General features: G+C 71.1%; 18 protein-coding genes. 5 read left to right on the top strand and 13 right to left on the bottom strand.

Annotated elements, in window-relative coordinates:
- The first annotated feature begins 7 nt into the window (after positions 1-7).
- Complete coding sequence (gene bcp / locus QNO21_RS03235; RefSeq protein WP_257516138.1) at positions 8-472, top strand: thioredoxin-dependent thiol peroxidase; 465 nt, start codon at positions 8-10, stop codon at positions 470-472.
- 6 nt (positions 473-478) lie between these two features.
- Here bcp and QNO21_RS03230 read toward each other — a convergent pair whose 3' ends face one another.
- Complete coding sequence (locus QNO21_RS03230) at positions 479-895, bottom strand: histidine kinase (protein ID WP_257519500.1); 417 nt, start codon at positions 893-895, stop codon at positions 479-481.
- 258 nt (positions 896-1,153) lie between these two features.
- Between QNO21_RS03230 and QNO21_RS03225 the strand changes: the two genes are divergently transcribed.
- Complete coding sequence (locus tag QNO21_RS03225; protein WP_191718336.1) at positions 1,154-1,402, top strand: WhiB family transcriptional regulator; 249 nt, start codon at positions 1,154-1,156, stop codon at positions 1,400-1,402.
- Positions 1,403-1,475: 73 nt separating this feature from the next.
- Here the strand turns inward: QNO21_RS03225 and QNO21_RS03220 are convergent, their stop codons facing one another.
- From QNO21_RS03220 to QNO21_RS03210, 3 genes are read right to left on the bottom strand one after another with little or no spacing between them, the layout of a single operon-like run.
- Entirely contained in the window at positions 1,476-2,969 is a 1,494-nt protein-coding gene (locus tag QNO21_RS03220) for a sensor histidine kinase (protein WP_257519501.1), read from the bottom strand.
- A gap of 24 nt (positions 2,970-2,993) precedes the next feature.
- Positions 2,994-4,265, bottom strand: a complete 1,272-nt coding sequence (locus QNO21_RS03215) for a CpaE/TadZ family protein (RefSeq protein ID WP_257519502.1) — start codon at positions 4,263-4,265, stop codon at positions 2,994-2,996.
- Positions 4,262-4,894, bottom strand: a complete 633-nt coding sequence (locus QNO21_RS03210; RefSeq protein ID WP_257519503.1) for a hypothetical protein — start codon at positions 4,892-4,894, stop codon at positions 4,262-4,264. Before QNO21_RS03210 ends, QNO21_RS03215 begins: the two co-directional genes overlap by 4 nt.
- Before the next feature lie 98 nt (positions 4,895-4,992).
- On the opposite strand from QNO21_RS03210, the gene QNO21_RS03205 reads away from it, so the two are divergent.
- Positions 4,993-5,274 (top strand): helix-turn-helix domain-containing protein, encoded by a 282-nt coding sequence (locus QNO21_RS03205; RefSeq protein WP_257516719.1) that lies wholly within the window; start codon positions 4,993-4,995, stop codon positions 5,272-5,274.
- Positions 5,275-5,278: 4 nt separating this feature from the next.
- On the opposite strand, the gene QNO21_RS03200 is transcribed toward QNO21_RS03205, so the two are convergent.
- Entirely contained in the window at positions 5,279-5,875 is a 597-nt protein-coding gene (locus QNO21_RS03200; protein WP_257519504.1) for a hypothetical protein, read from the bottom strand.
- A gap of 137 nt (positions 5,876-6,012) precedes the next feature.
- Here QNO21_RS03200 and QNO21_RS03195 point away from each other — a divergent pair, with 137 nt between their 5' ends.
- Positions 6,013-6,444, top strand: a complete 432-nt coding sequence (locus tag QNO21_RS03195; protein ID WP_257516716.1) for an Rv3235 family protein — start codon at positions 6,013-6,015, stop codon at positions 6,442-6,444.
- A gap of 23 nt (positions 6,445-6,467) precedes the next feature.
- Here QNO21_RS03195 and QNO21_RS03190 read toward each other — a convergent pair whose 3' ends face one another.
- The 3 genes from QNO21_RS03190 to secA form a co-directional block, all read right to left on the bottom strand.
- Positions 6,468-6,815 carry a hypothetical protein gene (locus QNO21_RS03190; protein WP_257519505.1) on the bottom strand — a complete coding sequence of 116 codons (348 nt, stop codon included), beginning with the start codon at positions 6,813-6,815 and terminating at the stop codon, positions 6,468-6,470.
- Positions 6,816-6,885: 70 nt separating this feature from the next.
- Entirely contained in the window at positions 6,886-8,112 is a 1,227-nt protein-coding gene (locus QNO21_RS03185) for a pyridoxal phosphate-dependent aminotransferase (RefSeq protein WP_257516383.1), read from the bottom strand.
- A 39-nt stretch (positions 8,113-8,151) separates the two neighbouring features.
- Positions 8,152-10,965, bottom strand: a complete 2,814-nt coding sequence (secA, locus tag QNO21_RS03180; protein WP_257519506.1) for a preprotein translocase subunit SecA — start codon at positions 10,963-10,965, stop codon at positions 8,152-8,154.
- 177 nt (positions 10,966-11,142) lie between these two features.
- Between secA and QNO21_RS03175 the strand changes: the two genes are divergently transcribed.
- Entirely contained in the window at positions 11,143-12,480 is a 1,338-nt protein-coding gene (locus QNO21_RS03175) for a coiled-coil domain-containing protein (RefSeq protein ID WP_257519507.1), read from the top strand.
- A gap of 74 nt (positions 12,481-12,554) precedes the next feature.
- Here QNO21_RS03175 and hpf read toward each other — a convergent pair whose 3' ends face one another.
- The 5 genes from hpf to mtrA form a co-directional block, all read right to left on the bottom strand.
- The gene (gene hpf, locus QNO21_RS03170; protein WP_257519508.1) at positions 12,555-13,223 is read right to left on the bottom strand and encodes a ribosome hibernation-promoting factor, HPF/YfiA family; all 669 of its coding nucleotides are present in this window, start codon (positions 13,221-13,223) and stop codon (positions 12,555-12,557) included.
- A gap of 65 nt (positions 13,224-13,288) precedes the next feature.
- On the bottom strand, positions 13,289-13,954 hold the full coding sequence (locus QNO21_RS03165; protein WP_257519509.1) for a ComF family protein: 666 nt from the start codon (positions 13,952-13,954) through the stop codon (positions 13,289-13,291).
- Positions 13,955-14,049: 95 nt separating this feature from the next.
- Positions 14,050-15,735, bottom strand: coding sequence for an LpqB family beta-propeller domain-containing protein (locus QNO21_RS03160; protein ID WP_257519510.1), 1,686 nt, complete (start codon positions 15,733-15,735; stop codon positions 14,050-14,052).
- Positions 15,732-17,399, bottom strand: coding sequence for an MtrAB system histidine kinase MtrB (mtrB, locus tag QNO21_RS03155; RefSeq protein ID WP_257519511.1), 1,668 nt, complete (start codon positions 17,397-17,399; stop codon positions 15,732-15,734). The genes QNO21_RS03160 and mtrB overlap by 4 nt, the downstream gene beginning before the upstream one ends.
- A gap of 5 nt (positions 17,400-17,404) precedes the next feature.
- Positions 17,405-18,085 (bottom strand): MtrAB system response regulator MtrA, encoded by a 681-nt coding sequence (mtrA, locus tag QNO21_RS03150; protein WP_257516508.1) that lies wholly within the window; start codon positions 18,083-18,085, stop codon positions 17,405-17,407.
- Positions 18,086-18,185 lie beyond the last annotated feature (100 nt).

The raw sequence follows: 18,185 nt of genomic DNA, 5'->3' as shown, positions 1-18,185 counted from the left end.
TGGAGGCATGACGCTTCAGCCCGGCTCCCCCGCCCCCGATTTCACCCTGCTCGACCAGGACGGCAAGAAGGTCACACTGTCGTCGCTGCGCGGACGCCCCGTGATCCTGTACTTCTACCCCGCGGCGATGACCCCCGGCTGCACGACGCAGGCATGCGACTTCCGCGACAGCATGCCGGCATTGCAGGCCGCCGGCTACACCGTGCTGGGCATCTCGCGCGACACGCCCGAGAAGCTCCGTGCCTTCCGTGAGCGCGACGGCCTGACGTTCGAGCTGCTCAGCGACCCCGACCACGCCGTACACGAGGCGTACGGCGCCTGGGGGGAGAAGATGAACTACGGCAAGCGCGTCGAAGGCGTGATCCGCTCGACCTTCGTGATCAGCGGCGACGGCGTGATCCAGCACGCCCTGCACAACGTGCGCGCCACCGGCCACGTGGCCCGGCTGCGCACCCTGTTGCAGTTGGCCTGAGCCTGATCAGTGCGGCCGGGCGTCTGGCTCCCCGGGCTCCCGGCGCGCGGCCGCACGCACGCTGAGCACCAGCAGAACCAGCACGACGAACGCGGGCGCCGCCAGCGCCAGCGCCACGCCGCCGTCGGCGTAGGTGCCGCTCACCGCGCCCAGCGCCACGGCCAGCAGCAGCAGCTGCACGACGATCGATCCCGACCGGCCCCAGGACTGCCCGCGGAGGATCGCCACCGCGAAGGAGCCGACCGCCACCGCGCCCACCACGGTGAGCACGATGAGAGCCAACGCGCTCGCCACCGAAACGGTGTCGCCCGCACCCAGCGCCACGACCTGCCACCCGGCGAGAGCGGCGACGCCCAGCGCCTCGAAGGCGACGAGCGCCCCGGCGATGCGTTCGACGGGCGTGAGAGCGGGTGTTGTCGGCATCCTCGTGTCAGCTTCCGGAGAGTGGGCGGTCTTTGTATCAAACCTCCATGGTGTCCGGCAGACCCTCAGCAAGTTCCGCAGAAGACTCAGGAATGACCCTTGCCGGGACTCACCGCACTGTGAAACCATTGTGAGGTTGTGTGCTCCCACAGCGCCGTGGGGCGAGCACGAAGCTCGCACATCCCCAGAGTACCGGAACCCGAATCGGCACCCTGAAACGCACGTGAACAATTCCCCCCCATCAAGGAGCACCCCAATATGGATTGGCGCGACAAATCCGCCTGCCTGACCGTCGACCCCGAATTGTTCTTCCCCGTGGGCAATACCGGCCCCGCGGTTGAGCAGATCGAAAAGGCCAAAGCGGTGTGTGCTCGATGCACCGTGACAGAGATCTGCCTGCAGTACGCCCTCGAGACCGGCCAGGACTCCGGAGTGTGGGGCGGTCTTTCCGAAGACGAGCGCCGCGCCCTGAAGCGCCGCGCCGCACGCGCCCGCCGCGCCAGCTGACGGCCGCACGCCGTGCGCGCCGGAAGGCGCGCACGGCCACTGGCGCCAGAGCGCCCGCGCACCCCCGAACGGACTAGCCCGCGCTGCGCGCGATGTAGCGCAGCGGAATGTCGATGGTCACCTCGGTGCCGCTGCCCATGATGGTGTGCCAGTCGATGGTGCCGCCCAGCTCCCCCTGAATGAGCGTCCGCACGATCTGCGTGCCGAGCCCGCGGCCGACCTGCCCCTCGGGCAGCCCGCTGCCGGTGTCGCGCACACTCACCTCCAGCCGCTCGCCGGTGCGCTCCGCGGCGATCTCCACATCGCCCTCCTTGCCGGCGAGGCCGTGCTCGACGGCGTTGGTGACCAGTTCCGTGAGCGCCAGCGCCAGCGGCGTGGCATATTCACTCGGCAGCGTGCCGAACTGTCCGGTCGTGCGCGTGCGCGCGCGGGTGTTCGGCGCCGCGGCCACCTCGGCGACCAGCTTGAGCACGCGGGCGAAGACGTCATCGAAGTCGACGTTCTGCGCGAGCCCCTCTGACAGCGTGTCGTGCACCACCGCGATCGCCGACACCCGGCGCATCGCCTGAGTCAGGGCCTCGCGGGCCTCATCGGAGTGCGTGCGCCGCGACTGGATCCGCAGCAGCGATGCCACCGTCTGCAGGTTGTTCTTCACGCGATGGTGGATCTCACGGATCGTCGCATCCTTCGTGATGAGCTCCTGCTCCTGATGCCGGATCTCGGTGACGTCGCGGCAGAGGACGATGGCGCCGATGCGCTTGTCGTGGTCGCGCAGCGGAATGGTGCGCAGCGACACGGTCACCCCGCGCGCCTCGACGTCGGCGCGCCAGGGCGCGCGCCCGGTGACGACGACCGGGAGCGACTCGTCGAACTGGCGGTTCGCGGGCAGGATGCCGGTGGTCACCTCCACGAGCGACTCGCCCTCCAGCTCCTCCTCGAAGCCGAGCCTGTTGAAGGCGGACAGCGCGTTGGGGCTGGCGAACGTGGTCACACCGTCGGGATCGAGCCGGATGAGGCCGTCCGACGCGCGCGGCGCACCGCGGCGCGGCGACGTCGGCGCGGTGAGGTCGGGGAAGTCGGCGGAGGCCACCATGGCGAACAGGTCGTCGGCGCAGTCGTTGAAGGTGATCTGCTGTCGTGACGGAGTGCGGGTCTCACCCAGGTTCGTGTGACGGGTGAGCACCCCGATCACGCGCGGGGCGACGTCGTCGTGGGCCCGCTCACGCACGATCGGCACGGCGCGCACACGGGTGGGGGTCTCTTCGAACCAGTCCGGCGACGCGGAGTCGACGATGCGCACCCCGGTGAACGCGTCGCGCACCTGGGTACGCCACTGGGGACGCACCCGGTCGCCGACGATGTCACGGTAGAACAGGGTCGCCGCGCCGCTCGGGCGGGTGTGGGCGACGGCGATGAACGAATCGTCCGCGGTGGGAACCCAGATCACGATGTCGGCGAACGCGAGGTCGGCCAGAAGCTGGCCGTCGCCGGCGAGGCGGTGCAGCCACTCCACATCATCGGCGGAGGACCGCCCCTGGGCATAGACGATATCGCTGAGGGTGGACATCCTTTCACCCTAACCGGGCGGCGCTCACGCGGTCCGCGCGAAGAGGCCCTGCCGTCGGCCCGATCCGGCGCGCCGCCGCCGCCCGACGGGTGGCGGCGGTGCGACGGGAGCGATGGCCTCGCCCACCAGGCGCCGCACCGCGGCGGACAGCGGGCTGCGGGCGGCGACTTCCTGCGCGGGCCGGGCCGCGAGCATCGCGGCATCCGCCGCCTTGATGTCCATCGGCAGGAACCAGACGTCGCGGATGCCGCAGAAGCGGTCGAGCGTCGCGCGCACCTGACCGCGTGGATCGATGCCCAGCGCGCCGGCGCGCAGGCGATTGACGACGACGACCACGGGCGTAGCGCCCACCGTGGCCCGGAGGTCGGCGTGGCCGCGCACGAACCGCGCCATGCCCACGGGGTCCGCCGACGCCACGGCCACGATGAGGTCCGCCGCCCGCACCGCGGCCAGGGATGCGGCGTTGCGCCGCGGCCCCGCCAGGTCGCTGACGATCTCCTCGTCCTGCTCCAGCGACGCCGCCACGTCGACGATCGTCTCGTCCGCCCACGCACGGCAGACCTGCAGAGCTCCGCCGACCCGCTCCGCAGTGAGCTCGGGCCAGCGCCCCGGGCGGTTCAGGCCTGTGAGCACCTCGACCCCGCGCCCCAGCGGCACGCTGATGCGGCTGAGCTCCGCCGGGGTCAACCCATCGTGATCGACCTGCCGGCAGGCCGCGGCGAAGCCCGGTCCCTCGTCGGCGAGGCCGAGCGCCAGCGCGAGCGACGGGGCGTGGGTGTCCGCGTCGACGAGCCCCACCCGCCTGCCGTCGCGGGCGAGTTCGGCCGCCAGCTCGACGGCCACGGTGCTGCGCCCTGGCGCCCCGGTCGGCCCCCAGACCGCGATCACCCGCCCGGTCGGCGTGGGCGGCGCCGGCACCGACGCGAGACGCACGTGCAGAGCCTCTGCGACCCGACCGCCGTCTCGCAGCGGCAGCGGTGGGGGAAGTCCGTACAGCTGCGACAGCCGGTCCTCGCCCGGCACCTCGCTCAGCGGCACGATCCGCACGCCGTGGCGGTCGCACAGCGACACGAGCGCCGGCGCGATGGTGTCGCGTCGCAGTTCCAGCATCAACAGGTCCGCGGCGGTGATGACGCCGAGCAGATCACGTCCCTCGGCGGCGAGCATCGCGTCGGCCGCCGCGCGCGCAGGCGCGTCGGCGGCGACGGCCGCCGACGCGGTGATGCCCAGCCGCCCCAGGTGCAGCGCGATGTCCGAGGCGGCGGTGCCGTCCACGGCGACGACGGCCGTGGTCACCGCGCACCGCCCACGGCCGGCACGACCGAGAGGGCAGCGCCCCCGGCGATCGCCGAGAGGGTCGCAGCCACGTCGGCGCGCGGGATGATGAGCTCGAGGGCCGGACGGCCCGCTCCCATGACGGAGTCGTCGCGTGTCACCGTGGCCACGGTCGCGTCGGGCACGAGGATGCGCGGCTCGTCGAACGCCCCGTGCTGCAAAGCGGGCGCCGCCCACAGCTCCACCGCCGTTCCGGCGCCGACGGCTGCGGGCACATCCGTGGCCGACCGCAGCACCACTGAGGTCAGGTCACTGGCCGACGCCTCGCCGACGGCGCTGAGGGGCACCAGCTCTCCCACCGAGATCGTGCGTACGGCGATCGCGCCCGGCTGGAGCAGCCCGGGTGCGGCGTAGACGTCGTCGCCCACCTGACCGAGGGCGACCTCGACGACATGCAGGGCGTCGGCCTCCACCGCTTCACCCGGCACGATCGTGCGCGCCGCAGCGAACACGGGAACGGTCTGCCGCGCCGCCGCGACCACGAACCAGACGCCGGCGATCGAGGCGACGATGAGCACGATGCCGAGGACGAACCGCATGTCCGCCCAGAACGCCCGCCTGCGGACGGGAGCGGGTTCGGGCGCGGTCATGGGCACCATGGTGGCCCAACCCGCGGGCCTGGAGCGTCGTTTATCCACAGGCCGGCGCGGAGCGGGCAGGCTGGGTCTACGCGGCTGATAATGGGTGGATGCCCAGCGCAACCCCCCCAGATGCGCGCCTGCTCGCCCCTGCACAGGTCGCCGAAGTGCTCAGCGTGTCGGTCGAGGAAGTGGTGGCGCTGGTGCTCGATGGAAGGCTGCGCGGCATGAAGGTCGGTTCCCCCGCCCGCTGGCGCATCGAAGGCGACAGCGTGGAGCGCTACCTCGACGACCAGGCGGAGGAGGCGCGCCGCATGGCGCTGTGGCGCCAGTCCAACGCCGCAAGCTTCCCGGAGCTGTGGGGCCGCGGCGCGGTGCAGCGCCCCGACTGACACCTCACGCCAGCGCGGCCGGGGAGTCCAGTCGCACCCAGAGCACGGCATCGGTCGGAACGAGCCGGTGACCGCCCACCGCCGCCGCGCGCCGGGGCGCGTCCAGGTCGTGCAATGCCAGATCGACGTGATCAGCGCCCGCGCGATCGATCGTGCCCGACAGCAGCCGCCCACCGGCGAGGCCCGCCGTGATCGGGATGCGCCGGCGGGAGAGGTCGCGCAGCACGAAGCCGAGGGTCATGCGGTCGGCCAGGCGTGCGGCGGACGTCACCGGACGGGCGCTGCGCAGCAGGTCCGCGTGCGGCACGCCGATCGCCGCGGTGCCGGCGAAGGGCACGAGCAGTGCTCCCCCACGCCGGGTGTGGGTCGTCATGGCGAACCAGTCCGCGCCGACGGCTGAGACGGTGCCCGTGGCGACGGTGCCGTCGACGAGGTCCACCGACACCGCGGGCTCGGTTCCCACCAGGGCCCTCAGCCGCTCACGCAGCGACAGCTTGGACAGTCGAAGTCGCTCGGCCTCGGTGTCCAGCGCTGCCCGCTCCGCCTCCCACTCCGACGCGAGCTGGTCCTCGAGGTCCTCGAACAGCCGATCCCAGCGCATCCCGCGAATGTATCGCCCGCCCCCGCAGGGCCCGCGGCGTTGTCCACAGGTTGGAGGATTCTCATCCCGCGCGACCGGCGCGCTGTGGTTCACTCATGCCACTTGCCCCCGCGCGACGCCCAGAGAAGGGACACCGCATGGTCCCCCACCCCTCACCGGCGTCGCGGCCCGAGCACATGTCGGTGGCGGTCGAGGATTTCCTCGCGCCGCAGCGGACCCCCTCGGCCGAACTCCCCGATCCCGAGCCGCTCCTGCGCAACCTCACCCGCGGCGTTCTCGAAGTGCTCGCCGGTGTGCGCGAGGTCGACCAGCTGGCGCGCTGGTTCGCCGAGGAGCCGTACCGCGCCCTCGTCACCCGCGCCAACCTCGCCGCTCGCGCCCGCAGCGCCCGAGGCGTCCCCGCAGCCCGACCCGTGCACGCCATCGGCACGATCGTGCAGTCCTCTCCCCTGGACGGGGTGATCGAAGCGGTCGTGATCGTCTCGGGACCCGCGCGCACCCGCGCCGTCGCGATCCGGTTGGAGGGAATGGATCGCCGATGGCGGGCGACGTCGCTCGCGCTGCTGTGACGTCCGATCCGGCGTGAGCGCCGCTACTCGGCGTCGATCAGCTCGAGCAGCGACTTCAGCGCGTCGCGGATCTCGTCGTGGTCGAACTGTCCGGCGCGGCTCTCGCCCGAGATCACGCCCGACCGGTGCACCTTGCGGAAATCGCCGAAGGGAAAGGAATAGGCCTTCTTGGTGTGCCCGTTCTCATCACGGTCGACGCCGAGGTGCCAGTGGGAGTACTCGGTCCATCCCTCGCGGTCGATGAAGGCGTTCTCGTCGTCGGCGCTCGGGGCAGCCTCCGACCAGTCGTCGCGTTCGTCGCGGACGACCTTGCCGTCGCGGATCAGGGCGCGCGCATGACGCAGGGCGGGTCGGTTCAGTTCGATGGCCATGGCGGCACGATACGGATCGCCGCCCGCCCGCCGCAGGGACTTGACGAGCAGGCATCCGCCACCCGCACCGTCACTGCCGGTACGAGGACAGGAAGTTCCCGAGCCGTTGCACGGCCTCGCTCAGCACGCGCGCCTCGGGCAGCGTCACGATGCGCAGGTGATCGGGCGTCGGCCAGTTGAAGCCGGTGCCGGGAACCAGCAGCACGTGCTCGGCGACGAGGAAGTCGTAGACGAGCTTGCTGTCGTCGTGGATCTCGTAGACCTCCGGATCCAGCCGGGGGAAAGCGTAGAGCGCGCCGGCGGGCTTATGGCACGTGATGCCGGGAATGGCTTCGAGGCCCTCCCACGCGGCATCCCGCTGCTCGTGCAGTCGCCCGCTCGGAGCAATCAGCAGGTCGATGGACTGCACACCGGACAGGGCCGCCTGCACGGCGTGCTGCGCCGGCACATTGGGGCAGAGCCGAGTGGATGCCAGCAGCTGGATGCCTTCGAGGAACCCGGCCGCGTGCTTCTTCGGCCCGGTGATGACCATCCAGCCCGAGCGGTAGCCGGCGACGCGGTAGGTCTTGGACAGTCCGTTGAACGTCAGGCAGAGCAGGTCCGGAGCGAGGGTCGCCAGCGGAATGTGCTCGGCGCCGTCGAACAGGATGCGGTCGTAGATCTCGTCCGACAGCAGCAGGAGCGAGTTCTCTCGCGCGATGTCGACGATCCCCTGCAGCACCTCGCGGCTGTACACCGCTCCCGTGGGGTTGTTGGGGTTGATCACCACGATGGCCTTGGTGCGGGGGGTGACCTTAGAGCGGATGTCATCGAGGTCCGGCTCCCAGCCGGCGGCGCTGTCGCATCGGTAGTGCACCGGCGTGCCGTCCGCGAGGCTCGTCATCGCCGTCCACAGCGGATAGTCCGGCGCGGGGATCAGCACCTCGTCGCCCTCGTCGAGCAGCGCCTGCATCGTCATCGTGATGAGCTCGGACACCCCGTTGCCGAGATAGACGTCATCGGGGTCGAACGAGGGGAAGCCGGGCGTCTCCTCATAGCGGGACACCACCGCCCGCCGAGCCGACATGATCCCGCGGCTGTCGCTGTAGCCGTGCGAGTGCGGGATGGCCTCGATCATGTCGCGCACGATCTGGAAGGGGGCTTCGAACCCGAACACCGCGGGGTTGCCGGTGTTGAGCTTGAGGATGGTGTGCCCGTCGGCCTCGAGCCGGTCGGCTTCGGCGAGCGCCTGGCCGCGGATCTCGTACAGGACGTTCTTCAGCTTGCTCGACTGGTCGAGGTTGCGCAGCGGACTCATCGGTTCAGGATATCCCCGTCGCGACGCCGCCCCCGCCGGCTACTTCTTCTTGCCGGAGGCGCGGCGCTGCGCGCGGTTCTGGGGGCTGGATGCCGCAGCCGGAGCCGCACCCTCGGTGCGCTGGCCGAAGGCACCGCGCGAGGGCTGCTGCACCTGCGTGTCGACGCCGCCCGCGCTGACGCCGCCCGAGGCGCGCGCCTCCCGCAGCTTCGCCGTGGCCGCCTGCTGCACCTGGCCGCGCTCGTTGCGCACCTCCACGTCGCCAGAGTCGCTCGGGGCGGAGTACTCCAGGCGCGGCTGCTCGGGGGCAACGAGTCCCTTGGCGTCGACCTCGGCCTCCTGGCCATCGGTGCGACGCACCTCGACCTCGAGGTTGTAGAGGAAGCCGACGGACTCCTCCTTGATCTGGCCCATCATCGCCTGGAACATCTGGTACCCCTCGCGCTGGTACTCGATGAGGGGGTCGCGCTGCGCCATCGCCCGCAGGCCGATGCCGTCCTTGAGGTAGTCCATCTCGTAGAGGTGGTCCCGCCAGCGGCGGTCGAGCACCTGCAGCACCACGCGCCGCTCGAGTTCGCGCATCGCGGGGGAACCGAGCGACTCCTCGCGTCGCTGGTAGGCGATCTTGGCGTCGGAAAGGATCTCGCGCTTGAGGATCTCGGGGGTGATCCGGCCCTTGTGGCCGGCCTCGGAGACGACCTCGTCGATGGTGACCGACACCGGGTAGAGGGTCTTCAGCTCGGTCCAGAGTGCGTCGAAGTCCCAGCTCTCGGTGTGGCCCGACGACGTGTGGTCGTCGATGACCGAGCTGATGGCATCCTCGATGAAGTGCTCGATGCGCCCCGACAGGTCATCGCCTTCGAGCACGTGGCGACGGTCGGCGTAGATGGCCTCACGCTGACGGTTGAGCACATCGTCGTACTTGAGGACGTTCTTGCGGATCTCGGCGTTGCGGGACTCCACCTGGGACTGGGCGCTCTTGATGGCGCGCGAGACCATGGTCGACTCGATGGCGACGTCGTCGGGGAAGTTCGTGCGCGCCAGGATCGCCTCGGCGGCGCCGGACTGGAACAGCCGCATGAGGTCGTCGGTCAGGGACAGGTAGAAGCGGCTCTCGCCGGGGTCTCCCTGACGGCCGGAGCGACCGCGCAGCTGGTTGTCGATGCGGCGCGACTCGTGCCGCTCGGTTCCCAGCACGTACAGGCCGCCCGCTTCGACGACCTTCGTCGCCTCTTCGGCGACCGTGTCGCGCATCGAGGCGTACACGGAGTCCCACGCGGCCTCGTACTCCTCGGGAGTCTCGACCGGGTCCAGGCCCTGGGCCTTCAACTCCTGCACCGCGAGGAACTCGGCGTTGCCGCCGAGCATGATGTCGGTGCCGCGGCCGGCCATGTTGGTGGCGACCGTCACCGCGCCCAGCCGCCCGGCGCGGGCGACGATCTCGGCCTCACGGGCGTGGTTCTTGGCGTTGAGCACCTCGTGCTTGACGCCCTTCTTGGCCAGCAGCCGCGACAGGTACTCGCTCTTCTCGACGCTCACCGTGCCGACCAGCACGGGCTGTCCGGCGGCGTGGCGCTCGGCGATGTCCTCAACCACCTGCGCGAACTTCGCCTGCTCGTTCTTGTAGACGAGGTCCGGCTGGTCCTTGCGGATCATCGGCTTGTTCGTCGGGATCGGCACGACGCCGAGCTTGTAGGTCGACATGAACTCCGCCGCCTCGGTCTCGGCGGTACCGGTCATGCCGGCGAGCTTGTCGTAGAGGCGGAAGTAATTCTGCAGCGTGACGGTGGCGAGGGTCTGGTTCTCTGCCTTGACCGGCACGCCCTCCTTCGCCTCGATCGCCTGGTGGATGCCTTCGTTGTACCGGCGTCCCACGAGGATGCGGCCGGTGTGCTCGTCGACGATCATGACCTCGTCGTTCATGACGACGTAGTCCGCGTCGCGCTTGAACAACGCGAGCGCCTTGATCGAGTTGTTGAGGAAGGAGATGAGCGGCGTGTTGGCCGACTCGTACAGGTTGTCGATGCCGAGGTAGTCCTCGACCTTCTCGATGCCGGGTTCGAGCACACCGATGGTGCGCTTCTTCTCGTCGACCTCGTAGTCGACCCCGGGCTCGAGGGTCTTGGCGATCTTCGCGAACTCGACGAACCAGCGGTTGGCCTCGCCCGAGGACGGGCCCGAGATGATGAGCGGGGTGCGCGCCTCGTCGATGAGGATGGAGTCCACCTCGTCGACGATGGCGTAGAAGTGGCCGCGCTGGACGAGATCGTCCTTGCGCCAGGCCATGTTGTCGCGCAGGTAGTCGAAGCCGAACTCGTTGTTCGTGCCGTAGGTGATGTCGGCGGCGTACTGCTCGCGACGCACCTGCGGGTTCTGGCCGGCCACGATCGTGCCGTAGGTCATCCCGAGCGCCCGGTAGACGCGGCCCATGAGCTCGGCCTGGTACGAGGCCAGGTAGTCGTTCACGGTGATGACGTGCACGCCCTTGCCCGCGATGGCGTTGAGGTAGACCGGAAGCGCCGCGGTCAGGGTCTTGCCCTCACCGGTCTTCATCTCGGCGATGTTGCCGAGGTGAAGTGCCGCACCGCCCATCACCTGCACGTCGTAAGGACGCTGGCCGAGAGTGCGCTTGGCCGCTTCCCGCACAGCGGCGAAGGCCTCGGGCATGAGCTGGTCGAGCGTCTCGCCCGCGGCGTAGCGGGCGCGGAGCTCCGCAGTCTCGCCGCGCAACTCCTCATCGGTGAGCTGCGCGTAGTCCTCTTCGAGGGCGGCCACGGCCTTGACGACCTGCTGCAGGCGCCGCAGCACCCGCCCCTCACCGGCACGGAGCAGTTTCTCGAGAGGGTTGGCCACGGGGCATCTCCATCTGTCGTTCGGGCGCGGATTGCGCCGGCGCCCGCACGCTCGGGCGCGCGGGCATACACCGCCATGTTATCGGCCCGTGACCTCATCGTCGCCTGAAGGGGCCCTCTGAACTCTCGCCCTGAGCGAACCCGCGCACCGGGCAACGGTGCGCCGTAGGATCGGCGTATGGCCGGATTCTGGGGCAAGCGCAAACGCGAGCAGCAAGAACTGCAGGAGCACGACGCGGATCTTGCGCGCCGGGCGGGTGCCGCTCTGGTGGCCACTGATGAGCGACTGCGGGTGACGAGCGACGAACTGGTGTTCGCGGATGCCGAGCTCGGCTCCGACGCGACCGCCGAGCTGCGCGAGGCGCTCGCGGCGGTGCGTCACCACCTGGGCGAGGCGTTCCACCTCAATCAGCTCAACCACGACGACATCCCCGACACCCTCGAAGAGCTGCGCACCCGCAACGCCCGCATCATCCAGCTGTGCGAGTGGGCCGACGATTTGATCGAGGACCGGACCAGCGCGCTGGCCGAGCGCATCGAGCGCGCCCGACGCGCCCCTGAGATCCTCGCCGGCATCCGCTCGGACGTGGAGCGCCTCACCGCCCGCGTTCCGGCGGCGCGCACGGTGATCGAGCGGGTGAGCCTGCGCTACGCCCCCGCGGCTGCACAGCGCGTCGCCGGCAACGCCGATGAGGCGGCCGGGCTGCTGGACTTCGCCGCGCACGGCGCCGACGTCGCCGAGCGGCGTCGCGACGCCGGCGAGCGCGGCGCCGCCAACATCGCTCTGGAGACCGCCATCGAGGCCGTGCGGCGGGCGGGCACCCTGCTCGACGCCGTGGACGACTTCGAAGTCGAGGCACTGCGCGCCCAATCGACCCTCGCCGCGGTCGTCGCCGACTCGCGCGAGGACATCGTCGCAGCCCGCGACGCGCCGCAGGTGCCCGCGGTGACCACGGCTGTCGCCGAGCTCGAGCGCGCACTGGCGAGCCTGACCCCCGCCGGCGGCAAGGCGGACCCGTTCGCAGAGCTCACCGTGCTGCGCGAGAAGAACGCGGCCCTGGACGCGGTGATCGCCAAGGCGCGCGAGCGCGCGGCGCGGCCGATCCCCGCCGAGGCGCACGTGCGTCACGCCGTGGACGATGCCGACCGTCAGCTGTCGGTCGCACGCTCGGTGATCGCCGGCCACCGTGGGTGGATCGGCGCCGACGCCCGCACGCGCCTGGCCGAGGCGGAGAGCCTGCGGCTGGCGCTCAGCCCCGTGATCGCCGGCCCGATCGCCGAGGACGACCGCGAGAAGGCCATGGCCGACGCGCGGCGCTGCGGCATGCTCGCCTCGGAGGCGCTGCAGTACGCCCAGCGGGACATCGACGCCTCGCGGCCCGACGACCCGGGCTGGGGCGGCCCGCAGGGCGGATGGGGCGGCGGTCGCAGTGCCGGCCCCGGCGGCAACAACATCATGGGGGGCCTCCTCGGCGGCCTCGTCATCGGCAGCCTGCTGGACGGCATGTTCGACTGACCCGAGAGGGCACAGAAAAAGCGGATGCCGCGTGTAGGCGATGGTCCACGCGGCATCCGCTGAGCAAGAAGAGGTTATGAGGCGACGCGCGCCGCCGGCGGTGCCGCCGTGGTCAGCGAGATCACACCGTAGTCCCAGCCCTTGCGTCGGTAGACCACGCTCGGGTGGTCGGTGCGGGCGTCGATGAAGAGGAAGAAGTCGTGGCCGACCAGCTCCATCCGGTCGACGGCCTCTTCGACGGTCATCCACTCGGCGTCGAACTGCTTCGTGCGGATGACGACGGGCGTGTAGTCCGCTTCGTCGGCGCTCTCGGCCTGCACCGGAACGGTGCCGGTGCCGGTGGCGACGGCTTCGAGCACGTCCGCCGAAGCGGGCTGCACGTCGATGCCCTCGAGCGCGCCGTTCTCCTTCTTGAAGGTCGCCCCGCGCGGCTTGTCACGCGCGTCGAGGCGCTTCTCCTTGGCACGGCGCAGCTGCTCGGCGAGCTTGTCGACGGCCAGATCCAGCGCGGTGAACTTGTCACCGTCTGTCGCCTCGGCCCGCACCAGCGGACCCTTGCCCGTGAGGGTGAGCTCGACCGTCTCGTCTTCCATACGCCCGTTGTGGTACGCGCGGTGGGTCACCTTGACGTCCAGCCGCTGGGCCCGCGGAGCGAGGTGCTCGACGCGCTGGGCCTTTTCTTCGACTACGGTGCGGAATCGATCGCTGATTCCCACTCCCACGCCGACGATGCTGGTATCCATCCTTGACCTCCTTGTTCCGGTCCGCCCGGCCAAGGGCGGACCATGTGTCGCCTTGTCCTCCAACGCTATCGCCCTCGCCGCCCGATGTCATCTCGGCGCCCGTACGTGCGGGCCGTCACGGCCACGGTGGCAGCGCCCATGACGCGCATACCGCCGGCCCGGAGCACCCTCGCCGCCTCAGCGAGGGTGGCCCCTGTGGTCACCACGTCGTCCACGAGCACCACCGGCAGGTCGACGACCGCGCGCAGCGTCATGCTGCCGGCGACGTTGGCGCTGCGTGCCTCGCGCGTCAGCCCTCGCTGATCGCGTGTGGCCCGGGCGACCTGCAGCAGCCGGTGCGGATGCACGCCGCACCGGCGCGCGATGAGCTCGACGGGGCGATATCCCCGCCGACGCACCGAGGCGCGCGATGCGGGCACCGGGACCACCGCGACCGGCGAGTCGTACGCCCCGAGAGCCGCGGCCAGCGCCGGCGCGAGCGCCAGCGCCAGCGACGTGCGCCCGTCCTCCTTGAAGGCGCGCAGCACCCGCGCAGGGACCCCCTCGAAGCCCAGGCCGCTCCAGATCTGCAGACCGCCGGCGCTGTGGCGGCGCGGCCGGGGTGCGAGCTGCGCCCGGCACGGCGGGCACAGCGCCGTGTCGGCCAGGTCGCAGCCGGCACACCAGGTCGGAAACGCCAGCGACAGCGCATCGGCGAGCGCGCCGCGCATGAGGGACGGAACCGCGATCATGGTGCGAGTCTGCACGGGGGCCGCCGACCCCGCGGAGGATGCCGGGGGCGTCGGGGACGGATCGGCTCCGTCGGCGGTTGGGGAGGGCGGGGCGCTCAGCCGGGAGTGCCCTGCACCGTGCCGAGCACGATCACGCGCAGGTCGCCGGAGGCATTGCCCCAGTTGGTCCCCCGGCGGACATACAGCACGCCGCGGGTGTCGAGCAGCCGCGGGACGAAGGCCTGGTTGGTCGGGGCGATCGTCGTCACCGCCGCCGGTGCGGTGACGACGTCCGCCGGTCCCCCCACGAGCTGCTCCACCACGTTGGTGTCACCGGCGACGTCGGCCACGATCCCCACGTGCGTGGCGTCGAGCCAGGCCATGTCCGTTCCCGGCCCGGCCAGCGAGCCGAGCATCCACGGTTCACCGAGGCGCACCGGCACCCCGCCGTCACGGACGATGCCGGCCACCCACACGGCCGGCGGTCCGCCGTCGCTGACGACCGCCGCCACCCGCGTCCCGTCGCGCGATACCTCCATCGCGCTGATCCGGGTGGCATCGGGCCACGCGCCCGCGACGTCGACCCTCGTGCCGTCCGGACCGAAGGCCTGCAGCCCCTGCGGATTCGAGCGCGGCACGCTCCACACCCAGTTCCCGGTGTCGATCGTGGGGGCGATGAGGTCGGGGCGGGTGTCCACGTCGGCCCAGCCGTTGGTCGCATCCACACGCGCGACGGCCCCCGTGCCGCGCAGCAGCGCCGCGGCATCCTGATCGGCCGACACCTGCACCGCCGTCGGGCCTGCGTCCACGATGGCCTCGGAGAGCTCGGCGATCGGCTCGAGCGACTCACCCGCCAGGAAGCCGAAGCCCTCCTCCATCAGCACGAGGGGCTGCGGCGGAACCCGTGTCGAGCGGGTCTCCACCCGCGAGGCCGGCAACGGCTGGCCGTCGACGGTCAGCTGAACGGCGGAGACGCCGGCGCCGGAGAGGCTCTCGAGCAGCTGTGTCTGCACGCGGTCCAGGGTCTCTCGGTCCAGGTCCAGCGCCCCGGGTGTGAGCTCGACCTGCGCCGTGCCGTCGTCCTGCACGGGCACCGTGCGTGCGGCGAGGGTGACGTCCTCGGGCACGGCGTTGGCGACGGCCCCCGTCAGCCAGGGGCTGGGCCCGCTCTCGAGCAGCGCGCTGGCCACGCTCGTGGCGGGGTTCGTCGTCGTGAACCACCGGACATCGGGGACGAGGTAGGTCCAGGTGGGGTCGAAGTACGCCAGCGCATAGCTGCGGAACACGACGTCGAACCGGGCGTCGTCGAGCACGATGCCGTTCGGGGCCTCGCTGATGCGCCACTGCCCGTCCTCCTGCGCCAACCCGAACCTCAGCTCGAGGTCGTCGCCCCCGAGGTCGTCGTAGGAGCCGGCCTCGTCAACGGTCGCCTGGGCCGTGACGTTCAGCACGATGGTGTCGTCGCCCGCCTCGATGTACTCCCGCTGCGAGAAGTCGTCGATCGTGACATTCGCGGACGGGTCCCACGTCTCACGGGCCGCGGCGGTGAGGTATTCGCGCGCCGTGGCCCACTCCCCCCGAGTCCCCGAACCCGCGCGGATGAAGCCCTCAACGATCTCCCGCGGGGTCGCACCCGGCTGCGGGGGGTCGGCGACGAAGGAGATGTCGGGCGGCTGCGTGTCACCCTCCAGCGGCAGGCCGGGGTTGACCGGGCCGCTCGTGGGCAGCCCGGCGCACGCGGACAGCATGAGGGCGGATGCCGTGGCGATCGCGACGGCGAGCGCGCGGATCGGCGATCTCATCGCTTCTCCCTCCGGTCTGCGGGCGGTATCTCGATCGGCTGGGTGAGTCCGAGCGTGTCGAAGGCGGCGTCGTCGCCGGGGTCGGCGGCGATCGGCGAGACCCCGTTCAGTTCACTGCCGTGCCGGGGGATGGTCAGCACGAAGTGGGTGCCCCGACCCAGCGCCGACCACACCGCCAGGGTGCCGCCGTGCAGCCGCGCATCACCCAGCGCGATCGACAGGCCCAGCCCCGTGCCGCCGATGGTGCGCCTGCGCGACGGATCGGCGCGCCAGAAGCGATCGAACACCCGCTCCGAATCGGCTGCGGTCATGCCCAGTCCGTAGTCGCGCACCCCGAGCGCAACCGCGTGCTGGTCGCTGTCGACGGTCACCACGATCGGGCGGCCCTCCCCGTGCTCGATGGCGTTGCCCAGCAGGTTGCGGACGATGCGGCGCACGCGCCTCGGATCCATCTCCACGGGCGAGTAGCCGCCGGGGGCGATGAGTCGCACATCGGAGCCGTGCTGGTCCGCGAGCTGCTGCATCGACGCGATCACGTCCTCTGCCAGCTGCGTCATGCTGGTCGGCTCGATCTCCAGCTGCACGGAACCGGCGTCGTACCGGCTGATCTCGAGCAGGTCGGTCAGGAGCGTCTCGAACCGCTGCACCTGGGCGTGCAGCAGCTCCGCGGCGCGTGCAGTGGCGGGGTCGAACGCCTCGCGCCGGTCGTTGAGCATGTCCGAGGCCAGGCGGATCGTGGTCAGGGGCGTCCGCAGCTCGTGGGAGACGTCCGACACGAACCGCTGCTGCACGAGCGAGAGGTCGGCGAGGTCCTTGATCTGCGATTGGATGCTGTCGGCCATCGCGTTGAACGAGCGCGCGAGCGTGGCCAGCTCGTCGTCGCCGCGCACCTCGAGCCGCACGCCGAGGTCGCCGTGCGCGAGGCGCTCGCTGGTCTCGGCCGCCTCGGCGATGGGGCTCGTCACCGACCGCAGCACCACCCACGAGATCGCGCCGATCAGCAGCACGAGTGCCGCACCCACGATCCACAGGGTCACCTGCACGAAGCTCAGCGTCTGCGACGCATCGGCGAGGTCGTAGCCGAAGTAGAGCTCGTACGAACCGGCTTCGGGCACCTGCAGCTGCTGGCCCACCACGATGCCGGGCACGGTCCCGCCGTCGCCGTCCGGCAGGGCGACAGACTGCCACCACTGCAGGTCGGCCCCGTCCTGCACCGCCGCGCGCAGGCCCTCCGAGAGGTAATCCTCGGTCAGCCCGCCCGTCGTGAAACCCTGAGGCGCCAGCGGCGACGCGGGGTCGCTGCGCAGCGCCGCCGTCATCTCGGTCGCCCCCTGCCGGGCGACCGTGCTGACGTTGACCAGCAGGTTGTCCACCGCGACCAGGTCGCCGCCGACCTCGGCGGAGTCCAGCGTCGCCTGAGCGGCCTGCGTGGTGCGTTCGGCATCTTCCAGCACCTGCGCGAGGCGCGATTGGAAGAGGTCGTTCTGGATCGCGAGCGCCATGAAGACGAAGGCGCCCAGCACCGCCAGGGCGCTGAGACCCAGAGCGAGCAGCACCGTGCGGAAGCGCAGCGAGCGCCGCCACGCATAGCGGACGTTCCGGGGCCAGGAGCGCCAGTCCCGCAGGCGGGCCGGCACACGCCGCGGCGCGTGCGCGTGGGACATGGACCTCAGACCACCGCGCCGGCGCGATAGCCCACGCCGCGCACGGTCGTGACGATGCGCGGGTTGTCGGGGTCGAGCTCGACCTTGGCACGCAGCCGCTGCACGTGCACGTTGACCAGGCGGGTGTCGGCCTTGTAGTGATAGCCCCACACCTGCTCGAGCAGCATCTCGCGCGAGAAGACGTGCTGCGGCTTGGATGCCAGTGCCACCAGCAGCTCGAACTCCAGCGGCGTCAGGGCGATGATCTCGTCGCCGCGGCGCACTTCGTGGGCCGATACGTCGACGGTGAGGTCGCCGATGCGCAGTGTCTCTCCGGCGGGCTCGGTCGTCGGCCGCAGCCTGGTGCGGATGCGGGCGACGAGCTCTTTCGGGTTGAAGGGCTTCACGATGTAGTCGTCGGCCCCCGATTCGAGGCCGCGGACGACATCGGCGGTGTCGGTGCGTGCGGTGAGCATGATGATGGGCACACCGGATTCGGCTCGGATGCGCGTGCAGATCTCGATGCCGTCCACTCCGGGGAGCATGAGGTCCAGCAGAACGAGGTCGGGGCGCTCGGCGCGCCACACGTCGACAGCGGCCGCGCCGTCGGCGCAGAAGACCGTGTCGAAGCCCTCGGTGCGCAGGACGATGCCGATCATCTCGGCCAGCGCGGTGTCGTCATCGACCACCAGGATGCGTGAGGTCATGGGTGCGTGCTCGTCCTCCGGGTTCCCCAGCCCGCTCCGCAGTCAGGGCCGGCGGGCTCCGCCCAGAGTAGCCGACCCCGCCGCAAGGTCGCCGCACCGC

It is taken from the genome of Microbacterium sp. zg-Y818 (genome assembly GCF_030246905.1).
Lineage (GTDB): Bacteria > Actinomycetota > Actinomycetes > Actinomycetales > Microbacteriaceae > Microbacterium.
Note: the sequence above shows the minus strand (reverse complement) of the source record. Positions and strands in the feature narration are given on the sequence as shown.

Excerpts from the sequence above, each read along its gene's own strand:
- bcp (WP_257516138.1), top strand. The coding sequence starts at position 8 with ATGACGCTTCAGCCCGGCTCCCCCGCCCCCGATTTCACCCTGCTCGAC.
- QNO21_RS03230 (WP_257519500.1), bottom strand. The coding sequence starts at position 895 with ATGCCGACAACACCCGCTCTCACGCCCGTCGAACGCATCGCCGGGGCG.
- QNO21_RS03225 (WP_191718336.1), top strand. The coding sequence starts at position 1,154 with ATGGATTGGCGCGACAAATCCGCCTGCCTGACCGTCGACCCCGAATTG.
- QNO21_RS03220 (WP_257519501.1), bottom strand. The coding sequence starts at position 2,969 with ATGTCCACCCTCAGCGATATCGTCTATGCCCAGGGGCGGTCCTCCGCC.
- QNO21_RS03210 (WP_257519503.1), bottom strand. The coding sequence starts at position 4,894 with ATGACCGCGCCCGAACCCGCTCCCGTCCGCAGGCGGGCGTTCTGGGCG.
- QNO21_RS03205 (WP_257516719.1), top strand. The coding sequence starts at position 4,993 with ATGCCCAGCGCAACCCCCCCAGATGCGCGCCTGCTCGCCCCTGCACAG.
- QNO21_RS03200 (WP_257519504.1), bottom strand. The coding sequence starts at position 5,875 with ATGCGCTGGGATCGGCTGTTCGAGGACCTCGAGGACCAGCTCGCGTCG.
- QNO21_RS03195 (WP_257516716.1), top strand. The coding sequence starts at position 6,013 with ATGGTCCCCCACCCCTCACCGGCGTCGCGGCCCGAGCACATGTCGGTG.
- QNO21_RS03190 (WP_257519505.1), bottom strand. The coding sequence starts at position 6,815 with ATGGCCATCGAACTGAACCGACCCGCCCTGCGTCATGCGCGCGCCCTG.
- QNO21_RS03185 (WP_257516383.1), bottom strand. The coding sequence starts at position 8,112 with ATGAGTCCGCTGCGCAACCTCGACCAGTCGAGCAAGCTGAAGAACGTC.
- QNO21_RS03175 (WP_257519507.1), top strand. The coding sequence starts at position 11,143 with ATGGCCGGATTCTGGGGCAAGCGCAAACGCGAGCAGCAAGAACTGCAG.
- hpf (WP_257519508.1), bottom strand. The coding sequence starts at position 13,223 with ATGGATACCAGCATCGTCGGCGTGGGAGTGGGAATCAGCGATCGATTC.
- QNO21_RS03165 (WP_257519509.1), bottom strand. The coding sequence starts at position 13,954 with ATGATCGCGGTTCCGTCCCTCATGCGCGGCGCGCTCGCCGATGCGCTG.
- QNO21_RS03160 (WP_257519510.1), bottom strand. The coding sequence starts at position 15,735 with ATGAGATCGCCGATCCGCGCGCTCGCCGTCGCGATCGCCACGGCATCC.
- mtrB (WP_257519511.1), bottom strand. The coding sequence starts at position 17,399 with ATGTCCCACGCGCACGCGCCGCGGCGTGTGCCGGCCCGCCTGCGGGAC.
- mtrA (WP_257516508.1), bottom strand. The coding sequence starts at position 18,085 with ATGACCTCACGCATCCTGGTGGTCGATGACGACACCGCGCTGGCCGAG.